Origin of the sequence: Kibdelosporangium aridum, from assembly GCF_900176515.1 — a bacterium.
Classification (GTDB): domain Bacteria; phylum Actinomycetota; class Actinomycetes; order Mycobacteriales; family Pseudonocardiaceae; genus Kibdelosporangium; species Kibdelosporangium aridum.
Window position 1 is genome coordinate 1 of sequence record NZ_FWXV01000026.1, and the last position, 15,844, is coordinate 15,844.

The window sequence follows — 15,844 nt, forward strand, 5'->3', positions numbered from 1 at the left end:
CAAGATCAGACTTCCACGCACCAGGTGCCGTTCTCCTGCACGATCGGCAGCGGCGCTCCCCGGGTGTCCACGCCTTTGGCCCCGAGGTTGACGGTGGTGCGGGTCGCGCTGTAGATCGTGACGTGCAGGACGGTGGCCTCCAGCTTGCCCGCCGCGGTCTCATACACCACGCCGGGGTCGGCCTTTTTGCAGGTGAGCTGGGTCGCCGCGGCTGCGTCCTGACGGTTCATCGCCTCGGCGTACTGCTGGGCGACCTTGGTGACGGCCGCCTCCACTTCGGCTTTGTTCTCCACGTTCCCGGTTCCCGGTTTCTTGGATCCGGATGGGGGTGGCTTGGATCCTGATTGGGGCGGTGGCACCGGGGTGTTGCCGGAGGCGGTGCTCGTGGGCTTGTCGTCACCGGTGGTCAGGAGCACGACCGTGACCGTGCCGCCGATCAGTAGCACGGCGGCCACCACGATGGCCACGATCAGGCCCGTCTTGTTCTTCTGCGGAGGCGGCGGAGGTGGCCATCCTGGTGGCGGGCCGTACGGCGGTTGACTGCCGTACGGCGGTTGGCCGCCATATGGTTGACCGTGTGGCCCCGGGTAGTGGCCAGGTGGTGGTGGCTGCTGCGGTGGATACGTCACCGGTCCTCCTGCTTGCGTCCGTATACCTGGGGTAGACGGTCGCACCCGACGCCGCGGTTCCACCCATCAACCACCAGAATTCACTGGGACGTGATCACTCGCCGCGCAGCGGTCACGCGAGCAGGTCGGACCAGTCGCTGACACAGAGTTGGCCTGTACCGCTCGAAAAGTCATCGCTGCACGTCAAGCCGAGTACCGGTATTCATTGATGAGTCCTTTGAGGACGCGGGTGCGTAGCAACGTGCGGACGTTGACTCCGTGCGCTCGGTCGGGTTGTTGGTGAGGTTCGGGTGGTCGCTGTTGCCGGGCCTGATGGGGCCGGTGCTGGTTATAGTGCCGCTGGAACGCGGCGAGAACCTCACGCGCGTGTGCCTCATTGAGGATCAGAACGTGGTCGCATACCTCAGTGCGAAGGGTTCTGATGACCCGTTCGCAGTGCGCGTTCATCTTCGGCGCCTGCGGTGCGCTGGTCAGGATGTCCATGTCTTCGGCTTGGAAGACGGCGTCGAAGGCGGCCGAGTACTTCGTGTCGCGGTCACGGAGCAGAGACCGGAGCGGATCCAGGCCTTCACCGATATCGGTAGCAAGATTGCGAGCCTGTTGAGTCGTCCAGTCCTGGGTCGGGCTGGCGGTGACGCCCGCCACGTGGAGCCGCCGTGTGCCGTGCTCAAGGAACACCAATGCGGAGAGGCGTGTGCCGAGCGCGGTGTCGATGTGGAAGAAGTCTGCCGCGAGGATCCCGCGCGCCTGATTGGCAAGGAACTGCTTCCACGTGGGACCGGCTCGGCGCGGGGCGGGATCGATGCCGGCCGAGTTCAGGATCTCCCACACAGGCGATGCGGCGATCCGATGCCCGAGTCCAACCAGTTCGCCCTGGATCCTCCTGTGTCCCCAGCGCGGGTTTCGCGAGCCAGGCGAAGCACGAGCCTCTTGATCGTCGCGTGCGTGGATGGTCGTCCGGTGCGGCGTCGGCGTGCGCTGTAGTCCCATTTCCTGGCGATGAACGTGCGATGCCAAGCCAGGATCGTGGCGGGCTGGACGGGGAAAATCTCCTGCCAGCGTCGTCGGGGCAGCAGCGAGGACAGCGCGGCGAACCAGAAACGATCTGCTGGCTCGTACCGGACCTGTCCGGGGATCTGGCGCCGCAGGACGGCGTTCTCGTGCCGGAGCACGAGCAGTTCGGCATCCTTAGCGGTGTCACGGCGCAGCAGCACAGCGGGCACGGACAGCAGCCGTCGGGTCAGGTGGTACAGCATCGACACGATCACTGGAGCATGGTCTCAACGCCTTATCTAATGGCCTGACCAGGCGCGACGACTTTTCGAGCGGTACAGGACCACTCCGCCGAACGTGAACGCGGCCGAGATGTTCCGCAGACGCGGGAACTCGTTCGACAATGCCTCGACCTCGGGAAGGAACACATCGTCGCGACGCCACGCCAGCACCTCGGCCGCAGTCGGCTCGCGCTCGCCGCTCACCTCATCGTTCGCCATCCACCGCTCCGTGCACTGACTGGTCTGATCATCGATCTGAGTCATATCTACATCACGACAGTCTCCGCCGGATCCGTTCCGACCATCGCGACAAGCCCGGCGACCGCGACCATCCAGACGACCAGGTTCCAGCGGCACCAATACAGGCTGGGCAACAGCTATTCACAGCGAATCGCCGCAGATTCAGTGCACTTGGAGACGGTTCGGCAACTTCACCCATTCGTGGGCGACCCCATTTGGCGTTAGTCAAAGATCTGGAGCGTTCACTCCCGATTCGCTCCTTCTCACGACCCTTCAAGATCCCTTCGTTACCGGTCCGTGACCAAACGAAGATCAACACGCGAACGCGAAAAGCCCGCTGACCTGGATGGTTATCCAGAGTCAGCGGGCTTGTTGCGACCGTCGGGACGACAGGATTTGAACCTGCGACCCCCTGACCCCAGTCCACAAAGGACTCTCACCAGCGGGAACAGAGAACCCCGACGTCAAACCGGTTCCGTTCCAAGCACTTCAGCGCAGTTCGGGACACTTGCGACACGTTCAATCCTCCCATTTGGCTCCCGCTCCCGCTAGGCGCCGACGCACTTGGCCCCACGTCAAGTGCTGCGCTCAAAGGACCACTAGGCCAGGGGTGAACTTCACCGGCAGTGCCGACAGGCCGCGAAACAGCGGCGACGGCCGCCATGTCAGCGCGTCGGCTGGCACCGTCAGAACTACGTCCGGGAGCCGGTCGAGCAGGACCTCGATCGCGGCCTCGGCGATGACCTTCGCGATCTCCTGGGCCGCGTACGGACACCGGTGTTCGCCATAGCTGAAAGACATGTACGCCTGGTTGCCGATCGACGTCTGAGGATCCGGTCGTACGAGCGGATCATGGTTGGCCGCGGCAAGACCGAGGATGAGCAAGTCGCCCTTGCGGATCTGCCGATCGCCCAACCGGAGGTCGCGGACGGCGAACCGGCCCGGGAAGTTCTGGGTGGGCGTGTCCTCCCAGAGCACCTCGTTCAGCGCCTGGCCGACGCTCTGGCGTCCGCCGGACAAGGTCATCGCGAAGCGGTCGTCGGTGAGCATCAGCCGCAGGGTGTTGCCGATCCAGTAGGCGGTGGGCAACTGCCCTGCGTTCATCAGGTGGAGCAGATCCTCGGTGATCTCCTCGTCGGCGAGCGTGGCCGGGTGGGCCAGTAGCCGCGACGTGACGTCACGGGCAGGGTTCTCCCGTTTGGACTCGACCAGTCGCCGCACCTTCTCCCGGACGCGCGTGTAGGCGTCATTCGCGCCCTCGCCGGCAGCATGCGTCTTGTTGACCTCACGGACCAGGTCGGCGGTCTCCACGTCCGGCACGCCTATCATCCGGGCGACGACGGGCAGCGGTACTCCATCGGCGTACTGGGTGATCAGGTCCGCTTCACCGGCTCCGGCGAACGTGTCGATGAGCCGATCGGCGACCTGCTGGGCCTGCGCTCTCAAGGCGAACTGGTCGACATCGGCGAGTGCGTCATCGAGCGCTTCGGCACGCCGCCGGTGCTCGGCACCCTCGGCGAACATCATGGTGGGCTGATACCCGATGAGCGGGAGCAACGGCCAGTCGGGCGGGATGCGATCCCAGGCGTTCCAGCGCCGTGAATCGCGTCCGAAAATCTCCGGATTGCTGACGACGTATTGCACCTCGCGGTAGCCCAGCACCAGCCACGCGGGCACGTCGCCGTCGAGCAGGACCGGGGCTACCGGCCCGTGCGCACGCCGCATCTCCGCATAGAGATCTGCGGATTTCCGCTGGAACTGCGGCCCGTATAGCGGTACCCGGGACTCGGCGAGTGGATCGCATGATGATTGCGGGTTCGTCATGGTGCACTCCTTGCATTACCGGAGGAATCTGTGACACGGATCCAGACGGCGGTGAAGGTGACGGGCATCCGGTCAGGACGCGCATCCCACCACCGACGGCCGCCCGACCAGCGAGTCCGGCGGCACCATCGGGCTTGACCCGCTTGCACGCCCCTAGTTGACGGAATGAAATAGCTTGTTCTTCTTAAGCGCCCTGTAAGTCCACGACCTGCAAAGACGTTACTCGACGTGTATTTGTCTGTTCTATTTCGACTCCTTAGATGGCCCGACATTGGGAAATTTGACAGCGTCGAATCAGGTTACACGACGTTGACATCGTTGCGGGGGACTTCTCTCGCACTCCCTCGTTGAGGCAAATAGGGTTATCAATGCGCGCGGACCACCAGGCGAGTCAGCTGCGACGTGGATCGAACAATGTCAGAAGCAGACAAATTGCCAACATCGCAAGTGAATATTCTACTGGCACTACTTCGATTTTCTCAGAAGGAATCCGAGTCGGGTTGAACTCGACGTCGCATACCACTCCTGCCCTACGCCCCGGTGACGTGCGCGGGAGTGAATTTGACCGGGAGGGCGGTCAGGCCCCGCATCCATACGGACGGCCGCCATACGAGTGCGTTGGCGGCCACCGCCAACTTCACGTCCGGGAGCCGGTCGAGCAGCACCTCAACAGCGGCATGGGCGATGATCTCGGCGAGCTCTCGCGCCGGGTAGGGGCACCCGTGCTCACCGTGGCTGAAGGACATGTGCGCGTGGTTGCCGCCGGTACCGGCGAAGGAGCCCGGCCGCACCTGAGGGTCGGTGTTCGCGGCAGCGTAGCTGAGGACGAGGAGGTCACCGGTCTGGATGCGCTGTCCCCCCAAGTGGGTGTCCCGGGCGGCCCAGCGCGCCGCGAAGTTCTGTGTCGGCGTGTCGGCCCAGAGCACTTCGTTCAACGCCTGGCCGACACTGCCGCGGCCGCCCGACAGGGTCACGGCGAACCGGTTGTCGGTCAGCATCAGCCGGAGAGTGTTGCCGATCCAGTCGGCCGTGGGCTGCTGACCGGCGAACAGCACTATGGACAGGTCCGGGACGATCTCGTCGTCGGTGAGCTTCTCGGGGTGCGCCAGCAGGCGGGAGGGCACGTCCGGAGCGGGATCTTCGCGCCTGCGGTCAAGCAGCCGTCGCAACCCGATGAATATCCGCTGGTGGGCCTCGACGGCGCCTTCGCGGCTGTCAAGCGTGATGTACATGTCTCGCATCAGGTCCGACGCCTCGGATTCGGGCAGGCCGAGCATCCAGGCGAGGGCCAGCAGGGGAATCGGCCGGGCGTACTGGTTGACCAGGTCGGCCTCGCCGCTGCCGGCGAACGTGTCGATCAGCTTGTCGGCGATCCGCTCGCAGTGGTTCCTCAGTTCGAACTGGTCCACAGCGGCCAGGACGTCACTGATGGCTCCGGCACGCCGCTGATGCTCCTCCCCCTCGGCGAACATCGCGGTCGGCTGGAAGCCCACGATCGGTATCAGCGGCGAGTCGGGCGGGATGCGGTCCCAGGCGTTCCAGCGGCGGGAGTCGCGGGCGTACAGCTGGGGATTGCTGGTGACCTCGTGCAGCTCGCGGTATCCGAGTACCAGCCACGCGGGCACGTCGCCCTCGAGCAGAACCGGGGCAATCCGTCCGTGCTGTCGTCTCATGTCCCGGTACAGCTGGGCCGGATTGTTCTGCAACCGCGGCCCGTACAACGGCGTGGCGTGCTGGTGGGCGGGGCACTGAGGTGGTGGCGACGCGGTGGATGGCCCTGGGGTGTCGGGTGCGGGGTGGGGGGTGGTCATGGCGTGGTCTCCCGTACGGAGGACAGGGCGAAGAGGTGGTTGACGAGGGTGAGTAGGACGGCCTTGCTGGAGTCACGCTGGCGAGCGTCGCAGTCGATCAGTGGAACGTCGGCGGACAGGTCGAGTGCCTGCCGTACCTGTTCCAGGGTGTGCTCCGGCTGGCCGAAGTTGTTGCGGGCGACGATGAAGGGCATCCCGTGGTGTTCGAGGCGGTCGATGGAGTACCAGGAGTCGGCCAGCCGGCGGGTGTCCACCAGCACGACGGCGCCCAGGGTTCCTGAGAACAGGCGATCCCAGAGGAACCAGAACCGCTCTTGGCCCGGTGCGCCGAACAGGTACAGCACCATGTGCTCGTTCAGGCTGATCCGGCCGAAGTCGAACGCGACCGTGGTGGTGGTCTTGCCGTGCGAGCCGCCGTCGTCGATCCCGATGCCCGCCTGAGTCATGGTCTCCTCCGTGCTCAGCGGGCGGATCTCGCTGACGGAGCGGACCATGGTCGTCTTGCCCACACCGAACCCACCGACGATCACGATCTTGAGCCCGTCCCTGGCGGTGCTCGGCAGTGGAGTACGGGCGGCTTGTTCAGAGCTTCTGAAGTCCAACGAGCACCTGCTTCAGGGTTTCGAGATCGGGCAGTTGGGTCTTGACGGGAGCCGAAGACGGATGGCGGGCGGTGATCCGGCCTGTGTCGAGCAGGTCACACAACAGGATCTTCACCACACTCACCGGAAGACCCAGATCCGAGGAGACCTCCACCACCGCCGTCGGGTAACGGCACATTCGCAGGATCTTGACGTGCTCGGACTGCATGCCCGGGACCGGCTCGCATTCGCTGACGATCAGCGTGACGAGGTCCAGGGCACTCTCGTTCGCGCGGCTCCGCCCGCCGGTGACGGTGTACAGCCGGTCTGGATCCTCGCTGTGCAGGTGTCCCCAGGTCATGCCATCTGGCCGCTGTGTTGCGGTTGGCGGGGCGGGGCGGTCAGATACTCGCCGATCTGCTCGACCAGCTCGTTCATGTTGTGGCCGATGACGCCGACGTCGGAATCGTCGCTGGCCAGGACGGCGAGATGGGCTCCTTCGCCGGCTTCCACGATGAACAGCAGCCCACCGTGGAACTCCGTCATGGACTGGCGGACCCCGCCGGTACCGTCGCCGAACTCGACGGACGTGCCGTACGCCAGACTCTGGATGCCCGAGGCGATGGCGGCCAACTGGTCGGCCTGGTCCACCGTGAGCCCACGGGTATGGCAAAGCTTGAGGCCGTCTTTCGACAGCACCAAGGCATGCCGGGTTCCCGGCGTCTTGTCCAAAAGGTTCTCCAGCAACCAGTCGAGGTCACGATCTGTTGTGTCCATCGGGATCCCAGGGTCGCGCTCCGGGCACTGCTGCCACAGGGCGCACCCCTTGCCTCCAATCTGTTGTGGTCCGGTCCCCTGCTTCGAATCCAGGGGTGGTCACCGGCTGTCGTCGTCCGAGCGAGAAGTACTGCTGTCCGTGCGACTGCCCCGGCTGGCCTCGCGGAAAGCGCCGAATTTCGCCCCGGCATCGGAGCGAGGCAGCGAGGGCTTCGTCGCCGGCGAGGCAACAGCCGGGGGTGCCGCCGCCAGCGTGTGCCCACGACGCCGCTGCGGCAGCACGGGCAGCCCACTCTCCACAGCAGACGCAGCCTCAGCAACCGCGACACTCGCAGCATGCGCGGCAGCTGCGCGGTCGCTGGCGGGCAGAGTGCGCACACCCGCCGAGCGCGGCGCGACCGATACAGAATCCTGCTCGGACTGAGTGATCAATTGCCGTGGGAGCATGACCACCACTCCGGTGCCTCCCCGCGCGGACGGCCTGAAGTGAACGCTCAGGCCGTGTTTGCGCGCCAGGCAACCCACCACCGCCAGACCCAGCCGAGTACCGGACAGCGTGGTCAGATCCAGCGGCTCGGAGGAAACCGCCCGCTCAGCACGCTCCAGTGCCGCGGGGCTCATGACGAGGCCGCTGTCCTCGATCGTGACCACGACACCCGCGTGTACCTCCTCCACATACACGTGCACCTCCTCCGACGGAGGCGAAAAACTGGTGGCGTTGTCCATCAGTTCGGCGAGGGCGTGCATGACACCTTCGGCGGCGTACCCGGCGACCGCGGCAGTGCTGGTCGAGTGCACCCGCACCCGCTGGTAGGCGCTGATGCGCCCCATCGCTCCACGCAGGATGCTTTCCATCACGATCGGCTTGATCCAGCGCCGACCAGAGCGTGCTCCGGTCAGCACCGCGATGCTGTCCGCCAGCCGGCCCGCCTGCGCGGTGCTGTGGTCCAGCTTGAGCAGGTCACCCAGGACATTTTCGTCATATCGGCCCTCCATCTCCCGCAGGTCGGCGAGCATGCTGGTAGCCAGTGCCTGGACGCGGCCCGCGGCGTTCGCACAGGCCGCCATCGTGGCCGCGCGCATGCGTTCCCCTCTGTTGATCTCCTGCGCCAGCGTCCACAGCAGGCGTTGAAGAACACCGTCAACGGGGTGCGGCACCTCGGCAAGCGCGGTGTCCACCGACGCCCCATTACGCACACGCTGGACCACAGCAGGCAGCGTGTCGTTAGCAAGCTGAGCGACCTCCGCGTTCAACACCGCGATACGGCCGCGGAAGTGGCGCGCCGCCTGCACGCTGTACGCCGCGACCGTGACCGCTACACACACCACAACAGCAGCCGCCCCGCCGTACCAGGCCACGAACGTCCGCCCCGCTGCGGGCACCTCGGTTGTCACCCACACCCACACACCACTGGTGATGACAATTGCAGCCAGTAGAACGAACAGGGCTCGACCCATCGGCGGGTGATCTGCCTGATGGTGAACGGGAATGTGCAGTGACATCGATCAGGTCCTTGTGGGCGGTCGGAGACAGAGGAGGCAGGGGCATGCGGGGCCAAATCCCGCCGCGCGGCGAGACTCGGATGTCGAGCTGTGGGTCGCCGGAAGCACGCCGAATGCCAGCGCGGGCTCATACAACATGGCATGGATGAAAACCAGACCCCGGGATTCGGTATTCACCGAATCTTGACCGGCGAGCGGCGGCGCAGGACAGAGTCGAAGGGCCGTTGTTGAATCAGACGTTCCAGCTCCTTGATTTCGATTCCTCGATTCTCCTGCGACGATCGCCCTGACAATGCCAGGACGGCGCATCGGGGACCTGCGTCGCTTACGGGATGGAGATCCTAGCGTCACTTTTCCTGGTCCGTAAGGCGACTCTCCGAGTGTCGCCAGGAATTTCGACCAGCGGCGAGTCGTACTGGTGAGAACGATTGCGATGTCACGCATTCGCCAGTCCTCAACGGTTCCGGAAAGACAATCCCCAACAGGTGACAAACGCGAATACCGGTCACATATGAGGGATTTTGATCATCCCATCTGCGGACTAATCGAGCTAGAGCCGCCCGCTTGTGGTACCTGACGATTCTTTGGGGCGGTCGAACGCACTACTTCCGACAGAACCTGAGCATGGTTCATTATGGCGGTGTGCGGTCATGGCCGGTCACCGCTCATCGGGCCACGCAAAGGCCGCCGCGCAAACGCCAAACCGAGCGAGCCGCCATGAGCCCGCCAGCATGCTGCGCATAACGGACCAGCCTGGTCTCCGATGGCCGGACCGGCTACACCGCACAACGCACGACCAGACGCGGTGCCCGAGTCTGGCATCCACAAGTGGACCGCGTTGCCGGTGAAGGCCTGCGCGCGAATCATGACAAAACCTCGATTCCGAAGACCGAAACAGTACTCTCCAGAGCACCAGCCGGAACCTGATCCGTCGCCTGCTTTCGCGCTGATCGGAGCGCTAGGCCTTGGTGCAGCAAGCACGGAATCCAATGAGGACTCGCCCGTCTCACTCCAACTCAGTCCGACGGGACATCCATACCAAGCGGTTCACGGCCGGATGCGTGACCAGCGACTCTCACAGACAGGCCACTGTGGACTTGCCACGTGTAGCTGAGACCCACCAATCCACGCTGCTCGTGCACGTGCGGATGCACGTGCACGAGCAGCGTAGCAGGTGTACCCAACGCGGATTCTGTTGAGGCGAACCACGTTATCGTCCGATACCGCTTGGAGCTGAAGGTGAGATCGTGTCACGCACTCAGCAGCGCGAACGATGTTCAATAGTCTCGAACGAGGCGACAGTCTGCTGTGAATCCTAAGTGGACGGTTGAACACACCTACCTCTGTTACTCCTCACGCGCCAGCCCGGAGCTGTGTTCCTGCACGTGCCCGGCGTCGGCGGGCGCTGGCCGCTCGAAGTACGCACGGTGCGCCCACTCGATGTCAGCTCGGCGATCTCGCGCTCGCAGTCCGGGCACACCTCGGCGTGCCGGTGGAACTCGGTGCTTTCCCGCGCGCAGAGCACTCCGAGTAGGTAAGCGCCGACCGTGACGGTGTACGGGCATGCGTGTGCCATTGTTGCCTCCTCCCCTCTTACCGTCACCCCGGTTGTCTCTGGATTTCCCTGCTGTGTCCACAGTTTGTTGTGTGTCCTGTGCGGAATGAGGCGGACGGGCGGCGGCTGGGAGGGGAGGACAGCCGCCGCCCGCCCTCGGGCGGCGACCCTGCGCAACAGCCTTACGCAAACGGTCGCCACGGGTCTGAGGGAGGGGGTGGGTCAACGGCTCGGGCGCGTCGACGGTGGTATGTCGCTGGGTTTGCCGGTCGGGCGTGCCGCACCGGGAGCGGTGGGCAGTGTGGTGGGTTGGCCCGTCGGGTGCGCGGCGGAGGATTGCCCCGGCTGGTTGCCGAGCAGGTCGGTGCAGTAGGCGGGAACCTTGTCGGTGCCGCCGGCGGTTGTGATCAAGACGGTGAACGCGGGATTGTCCAGCGCCTTGCCCGGGTCGGCTCCCGTACCGGCGGTGTAGGCCTGGCAGAGACCCACCACAGACGGGGACGGCGAGCCATCGCCGCTGGTGTTCTTGTCAGCATCGTTCGTGTCACTGGGGTTCTTGTGGTTCTTGTCAGCGGCGTTGTTGTCACTGGGGTTTGTGTCACTCGGATTCGTGTCGGTGGCGTTCTTGCCGGCCGCGTCCGGCGCCCCGGTCGCGACGATGGACGGGGTTGGGGTCACTTGGCCGGTCGTGGATGACACCGTAACCATGGGCGGCACCGTCGGGCTGTCACCACGCTGGGTGGGCAGGTTGCCGGTCGCGGCGGCCACCGCGACACCACCGACGGCAACCGCCGTCACCGCGGTGGCCGCGATCTTCACCGTGAGCAACTTCGTCAGCGCGGTCTTGGTGAGCATCCAACGTCTCCGTGGCCGAGGGACAGAAGCGAGACGAGCGGCCCGAAACGCCGCCAGCGCGGCCTGCTCACCGGCCAGCTCGCCTTCCCGAGGCGGCGCGGACGCCGCCGCGAGCAGGTCGCTCAGCGCATCCGATCCACCGGCCTGCGCCCGGACGTGCCCGCCGCGAAGCAACCGCTCGGCGGTCTGCCGGTCGATCCGGCGGGAACGATGCACGCTCATCTCATATCCTTCAGCGTCAACGCCCTCGATCGCGTCACTCGGCCCGGCTTCCTGCTGATCAGCCGGCGTGGTCGAGGTACTCGGCGAGCTTGCGCAGACCGCGGTAGGCCGCCGTGCGCACCGCGCCCGGGCGCTTGCCCAGTACCCGCGCGACAGCCTTCACCTCCAGCCCCACCACCACACGCAACAGCACCGCCTCGGCCTGATCCCGCGGCAGCCTCGCAATCAACGCCAACGCCGCATCGGTGCCCACCGCGGCCACCGCGGACTCGGCGGTGTCCTCCGGTCCGGACCGCTCCGGCAGATCCTCGACCGGCCCGGCCACGACCGGCCGCCGGCGCATACGACGCAGATGGTCCATCGCGCGATGCCGGGCAATTGTCGTGGCCCAGCCCCGAAACCCGTCGCCATCCCCACGAAAGCACGCCAGATCCCGCGCGATCTGCAGCCACGCCTCGGACGCCACGTCCTCGGCATCCTCCCCCACCAGCTCCCGCACGTACCGCAACAAAGCCGGATGAACAGACCGGTACAGCACCCGAAACGCGTCCTCGTCGCCACGCAGTGCCTCCGGCAAAGCCGCTGCCAAGTCCCCGGCGCCGGCCGGCGCCTGTCTCGGTCTGGTCAGGACTTCCCCCAGAATGTCCATTGTAGACAGATCAACTGTCCGGCTTCGCCGTAACATAGCGACACCAGAAACATCACCACCATCACCCAACGCTGCCGCACTGTGCACCCGCGACATCCTGATCCATCTGTCGGCCGAGCGAAACCCCTACCGAAATGTCAAATCCACACAGGATTGATGAGGAGCCGGCAAGTGACGAACACATTCCCCGGACAGGTCGGGCCAGAACCCGCTCACGGGTCTTGCGAAGATCAGCCGCATGTCGCCAAAAGAGACCGTCACCTTTGGACTAAGGCTTCTGCGACCGAGGACATCAAGACACAACTGGCTGTCGCAGAAGATGCGCGCGGCCGGAGCGGGTTGCCCAGGGACCGAGCCGTGAGCCAGGAGAAGGCGGAACGGTCAGCCAGGTCGAGCCCGCCCGCATCGATCCGCTTGGCGCATGCGGTTCGATCGGCTTGGACGCCGTCGTGGGACTCGACGCCAACGCCGTAGCCCGCGTGGCGTAGCACCATCGCGCACGCAAGGGACGTCTGCGTGTCCCCACTCCACCAAGAGAATCCTCATGTTGCGATCATGCCCTCAGCCGGCCGAGCGCTGACCGCCCCTCTGTCCAATAATGGCCATTGGCCGAATAGGACAACAGTCCGCGGGCGCGCTGGCCCGGCACCACCTCAAGCGCATCGAAACCGACCTGGTGGTCTGAGCGAGAGGCAAACCACGGCAGCAAGAATCCTGCCGCGCCGCGCAGCCCCGCCTCTGCGCGGCGGACCCCTGCGCCGCCCTGGCCAACGGTGACGCACACGCCGATGATGACGATGTCAACAAGTACCGGTACAGGGCCTGACGTGAAATGGGTTCCCTATGTGGCACACCAGTTTTCGGAGTACTCGACCGCGGACTCCTGACCAAGACGGTGCCTGCTCCCAGCACCACCGGGTGGGGGTGATACGCGGCGATACTGACGTCGCTGACCTCGTCCTCGTTGCCAAGGAGCGGCTCCGTCACCATCGATGTCCAGCACCCGTGCTCACACCATGGATGTCGATGCTTCCGGGAGTCGGACCGAACTCCGTTACTCTGCACTCACCCTGCACTTGGGCTGTTGTCATTGACTCGCGTGTCCTGGGCGTCCTGGGAAGCGTTCGGGCGCAATGCGCACTGCGGTCTGTGCATGCTCGCCGAGTAGGTCGACCATCCGGGTTGACCAGCGTGAAGCCGGCCAGGGTGACACATTCGAAGGCTTTGGCGCTGAAGGATATGAGATGAGCGCGCACTGTTCTCGCCGGATCAACCGGCACACTGCTGAGCAACTGTCCACACGGCGTGGTTACGGCTCCACGGCTCCGCTGGCCGTCAGGGCTCCGTCCGCGGTCAACCAGGCCAGCGACATACGGTCGGCCGTCGCGGGCGGAACACTGGATCGCGACTGATGCGCATGCCATCGCCCAGAATGGCGCCGCCACAAACGCCCCTGACAAGAACAAGGATGGAAGCGCCTTCGCCGTCACATCTCCGTCATCTGGGGGTCTTTGCGACACGGACACCGCCGGTGCGGAGGGCCATCATTGGCACGGTGCTGGAGAATCCCGGCTGTCTTGATCATGACCGTCGGTGGTAAGGACAAGGTGTCCCCGTACCGCACCGGCGTACTGGCCAGAGTCAACGGCACGCCGCCGTCGGCGTTCCCAACCGCTGCCTACTCCACCAGACCCGCGGCGGCCTTCGTGCGCACGTCCGTGCCGGGCCGCCTCCTAGGGCGGGCGGTGGCTCACTCCCCAGCCGCCGCCCGCCCCTTCCGCAGTGAGGTGCCGTTAGATCGAACCAGAATTGGCGACGCAGTAAGGGAACGGGAACTCCAGCACCGGTGGCGCCATGCCGAAGCCGCGCACACTCCACACTGGCACAAGTCCCGCCGATCACATCGTGTGGGCCGGGCAGCCCAGGCCGTAGTCACCAGTCCTGGCGACTACGGGCAGCGTCACGCGTTTCCACCACCGACCAGTTCTCGCTACGTCCGGCCGGGGCGGTATTCGGCGACGCACGCAAACGGCTACCCGACAGCCATACACGCCCCCTCGATCGGGCCGCCCATCGACGACGTGACGATGCAAAGATGATCACACTTCGGATCAGCGTCCGTCCATGTCTTGCCCACATCCAGGAGCCGTCCCAGTGCCAGCACACGATGCCATCGTCGAGCAGTGGCTTGCCATGTCCCACCCGGATCTCACCAACCATGTCCGCCGCCTGGTCCGCGGCGCCTCGAGGCCAAGTCCCGTGTGGACAGCAGTCAGCGCACATCCGGTCCTGGCCGCCCGGGTGCGCGGCATCCTGTCCGCGCTGCAGTCCCAGATGGCCGATCACCGCGACCACGCCATGTGGACACTGTGGATCACCAACACCCGCCACGCACTCACCACTCCTGTACCGCTCGAAAAATCATCGCTGCACGTCAAGCGGCGTAACCGTGCTTCTTGATCAGGCCCTGAGGACCCTGCTGTGGAGCAGTCTGCGAGCCCTGGCCGATCACCGGCGGATCTGCACTCGCGCGGTCTCGTTGGTATTGCGCCCCGCGTATCCGGTCTTCGGTAGCGTCGTCAATGAAGACCGATATGTGGTTTGACGTGCAGCGATGACTTTTCGAGCAGTATAGGTGAGATTCCCTGGGCCACCCGACTTAGACGGGCGGGTGATCTAAGTTGGTCGGGGGTCAGCGCTTGACGCGGGCGCGGATTGCCAATGCGGCGAGCGCTAGTAGTAGTGGGCCCAATGCGCGGCCGGTCATGACCGTCCATGTGCCCGCAGGGGTGAGTGGTGTGCCGCTGTCGCGGAACACCACCGATCCCAGCGCGATCCGGATGGCCTTGTGCATGCGGTCTGCTGTCCACCGCTGTTCTTGTGGGGCAACATTGTGGGGGTTGGCTTCACGTCCACCTTGATTTCTTGTTCCTGCCCGGCGATCGCGGCCGGGACTTTGGCAATCATCTCCTGCGCAGAGGTACTGGCAGGTAACCCGAATTGGGCCAGCAGGGCGAACAACACCACGACTAGCACTGCCAGCGCGGCCAGTGTGCGTCCGGCACGGTGGCCGTATCCGGAGATCATCCAGTAGAGGGTGAGCAGGGCACGTTCGCTGCGGCCTGTGGTGCTGGCGTGCCGTCGGGCATCCATCTCGCCGTAGTAGAAGTCACCTGCACCGGCCTCATTCTTGGCGTCTTCGAAGGCCTTGCGCAGAGACCGATATAACACCGTCAGCCTCTCTGGCCCTACCGACTGCGCGGTAGGAGCGTCATCGTCGAAGCGGGAAATGTCCATGATCCAGCCGCTGGATTTGCGGCGCCCGGCACGCCAGGGATATTCCTCGGCCAGTACACGCCGCGGCGACCACCGCCATACCGGTGGCCACGCCCAACCTATTCGCGGCCCGCTCGGTGGCCGGTTAAACGGACTACGCCCCTCCAACCGCAACTTGTCCAACTGGTGTGCCTTGGACTGGTGATCGCCACCGTGGGCGCGTGGTTCACCACCACTACCAGGATCCTGTCGGTGGCGGTCACCCCGTCTGGGAATACGGCCGTCGCCGTTACCTCGTGGGCGCCAGGTGGCAACGCGGCCGAGATCGGGTTCCCCGTGCCGAGCACCGCGCCGTTCCCGCGCCGCCACGTGATGGTCGGGGTGCCGCGGCCGTCGTCGTAGACAACCGCGCGGAACTGGTTGGGGCGTCCTGCGTCTAGGGTCGCGCCGTTGGCAGGTGCCTTGATAGCGATAGTGGGTGGTAGCGCGCCTCGCAGCGCGACCAGGTCGGCCCGGATGTCCGGTGCCGGGCGGGCGGATGCGGCGGGCGCGCCGGGCAGCGGTGAGAGCAACGCACCAACCAGTGCAACGAGAACACCGACCGCGATGAAAGGTGTTCGACGGACCCCTGATGCCGACGTCTGCTGT

16 protein-coding genes are annotated in these 15,844 nt (G+C 65.3%); 3 read left to right on the plus strand and 13 right to left on the minus strand.

Going from position 1 to position 15,844, the window contains the following annotated elements; translation table 11 throughout:
- Nucleotides 1–5: 5 nt before the first annotated feature.
- The 12 genes from B9C43_RS54450 to B9C43_RS54500 form a co-directional block, all read right to left on the minus strand.
- Nucleotides 6–629, minus strand: a complete 624-nt coding sequence (locus B9C43_RS54450) for a flagellar basal body-associated FliL family protein (RefSeq protein WP_084433462.1) — start codon at nucleotides 627–629, stop codon at nucleotides 6–8.
- A gap of 183 nt (nucleotides 630–812) precedes the next feature.
- Entirely contained in the window at nucleotides 813–1,460 is a 648-nt protein-coding gene (locus B9C43_RS59465) for a transposase (RefSeq protein ID WP_235039412.1), read from the minus strand.
- A complete protein-coding gene (locus B9C43_RS59470) occupies nucleotides 1,445–1,897 on the minus strand; it encodes a hypothetical protein (RefSeq protein ID WP_235039413.1) in 453 nt (150 codons plus the stop codon). The genes B9C43_RS59465 and B9C43_RS59470 overlap by 16 nt, the downstream gene beginning before the upstream one ends.
- A 24-nt stretch (nucleotides 1,898–1,921) precedes the next feature.
- Nucleotides 1,922–2,122, minus strand: coding sequence for a hypothetical protein (locus tag B9C43_RS54460; RefSeq protein ID WP_143447294.1), 201 nt, complete (start codon nucleotides 2,120–2,122; stop codon nucleotides 1,922–1,924).
- Nucleotides 2,123–2,731: 609 nt separating this feature from the next.
- On the minus strand, nucleotides 2,732–3,967 hold the full coding sequence (locus B9C43_RS54465) for a cytochrome P450 (protein WP_084435010.1): 1,236 nt from the start codon (nucleotides 3,965–3,967) through the stop codon (nucleotides 2,732–2,734).
- Between the two features lie 530 nt (nucleotides 3,968–4,497).
- Nucleotides 4,498–5,778, minus strand: a complete 1,281-nt coding sequence (locus B9C43_RS54470) for a cytochrome P450 (protein ID WP_084435011.1) — start codon at nucleotides 5,776–5,778, stop codon at nucleotides 4,498–4,500.
- Complete coding sequence (locus B9C43_RS54475; protein WP_084435012.1) at nucleotides 5,775–6,308, minus strand: GTP-binding protein; 534 nt, start codon at nucleotides 6,306–6,308, stop codon at nucleotides 5,775–5,777. The genes B9C43_RS54470 and B9C43_RS54475 overlap by 4 nt, the downstream gene beginning before the upstream one ends.
- Before the next feature lie 52 nt (nucleotides 6,309–6,360).
- On the minus strand, nucleotides 6,361–6,720 hold the full coding sequence (locus tag B9C43_RS54480) for a DUF742 domain-containing protein (protein ID WP_084435013.1): 360 nt from the start codon (nucleotides 6,718–6,720) through the stop codon (nucleotides 6,361–6,363).
- Nucleotides 6,717–7,136, minus strand: a complete 420-nt coding sequence (locus B9C43_RS54485) for a roadblock/LC7 domain-containing protein (RefSeq protein WP_084435014.1) — start codon at nucleotides 7,134–7,136, stop codon at nucleotides 6,717–6,719. The genes B9C43_RS54480 and B9C43_RS54485 overlap by 4 nt, the downstream gene beginning before the upstream one ends.
- 99 nt (nucleotides 7,137–7,235) lie before the next feature.
- Entirely contained in the window at nucleotides 7,236–8,594 is a 1,359-nt protein-coding gene (locus tag B9C43_RS54490; protein WP_084435026.1) for an ATP-binding protein, read from the minus strand.
- A 1,822-nt stretch (nucleotides 8,595–10,416) separates the two neighbouring features.
- Complete coding sequence (locus B9C43_RS54495; RefSeq protein ID WP_084435015.1) at nucleotides 10,417–11,271, minus strand: hypothetical protein; 855 nt, start codon at nucleotides 11,269–11,271, stop codon at nucleotides 10,417–10,419.
- A gap of 58 nt (nucleotides 11,272–11,329) precedes the next feature.
- Nucleotides 11,330–11,920, minus strand: a complete 591-nt coding sequence (locus B9C43_RS54500; RefSeq protein WP_084435016.1) for an RNA polymerase sigma factor — start codon at nucleotides 11,918–11,920, stop codon at nucleotides 11,330–11,332.
- Nucleotides 11,921–13,164: 1,244 nt separating this feature from the next.
- Here B9C43_RS54500 and B9C43_RS57335 point away from each other — a divergent pair.
- Together B9C43_RS57335 and B9C43_RS54505 are read left to right on the plus strand one after the other, a co-directional pair.
- Nucleotides 13,165–13,332, plus strand: a complete 168-nt coding sequence (locus tag B9C43_RS57335) for a hypothetical protein (RefSeq protein WP_160097443.1) — start codon at nucleotides 13,165–13,167, stop codon at nucleotides 13,330–13,332.
- Nucleotides 13,333–14,074: 742 nt separating this feature from the next.
- Complete coding sequence (locus B9C43_RS54505) at nucleotides 14,075–14,380, plus strand: hypothetical protein (protein ID WP_084435017.1); 306 nt, start codon at nucleotides 14,075–14,077, stop codon at nucleotides 14,378–14,380.
- 303 nt (nucleotides 14,381–14,683) lie between these two features.
- Here the strand turns inward: B9C43_RS54505 and B9C43_RS54510 are convergent, their stop codons facing one another.
- A complete protein-coding gene (locus tag B9C43_RS54510) occupies nucleotides 14,684–15,151 on the minus strand; it encodes a hypothetical protein (protein WP_143447295.1) in 468 nt (155 codons plus the stop codon).
- 246 nt (nucleotides 15,152–15,397) lie between these two features.
- Between B9C43_RS54510 and B9C43_RS54515 the strand changes: the two genes are divergently transcribed.
- Entirely contained in the window at nucleotides 15,398–15,598 is a 201-nt protein-coding gene (locus B9C43_RS54515) for a hypothetical protein (protein WP_143447296.1), read from the plus strand.
- Nucleotides 15,599–15,844: the final 246 nt, after the last annotated feature.

What these genes read in the sequence shown, in the direction of transcription:
- B9C43_RS54460 (WP_143447294.1), bottom strand. Translation starts at nt 2,122, where the DNA reads ATGGCGAACGATGAGGTGAGCGGCGAGCGCGAGCCGACTGCGGCCGAG.
- B9C43_RS54470 (WP_084435011.1), bottom strand. Translation starts at nt 5,778, where the DNA reads ATGACCACCCCCCACCCCGCACCCGACACCCCAGGGCCATCCACCGCG.
- B9C43_RS57335 (WP_160097443.1), top strand. Translation starts at nt 13,165, where the DNA reads ATGAGCGCGCACTGTTCTCGCCGGATCAACCGGCACACTGCTGAGCAA.
- B9C43_RS54465 (WP_084435010.1), bottom strand. Translation starts at nt 3,967, where the DNA reads ATGACGAACCCGCAATCATCATGCGATCCACTCGCCGAGTCCCGGGTA.
- B9C43_RS54485 (WP_084435014.1), bottom strand. Translation starts at nt 7,136, where the DNA reads ATGGACACAACAGATCGTGACCTCGACTGGTTGCTGGAGAACCTTTTG.
- B9C43_RS54480 (WP_084435013.1), bottom strand. Translation starts at nt 6,720, where the DNA reads ATGACCTGGGGACACCTGCACAGCGAGGATCCAGACCGGCTGTACACC.
- B9C43_RS54490 (WP_084435026.1), bottom strand. Translation starts at nt 8,594, where the DNA reads ATGGGTCGAGCCCTGTTCGTTCTACTGGCTGCAATTGTCATCACCAGT.
- B9C43_RS54500 (WP_084435016.1), bottom strand. Translation starts at nt 11,920, where the DNA reads ATGGACATTCTGGGGGAAGTCCTGACCAGACCGAGACAGGCGCCGGCC.
- B9C43_RS54495 (WP_084435015.1), bottom strand. Translation starts at nt 11,271, where the DNA reads ATGAGCGTGCATCGTTCCCGCCGGATCGACCGGCAGACCGCCGAGCGG.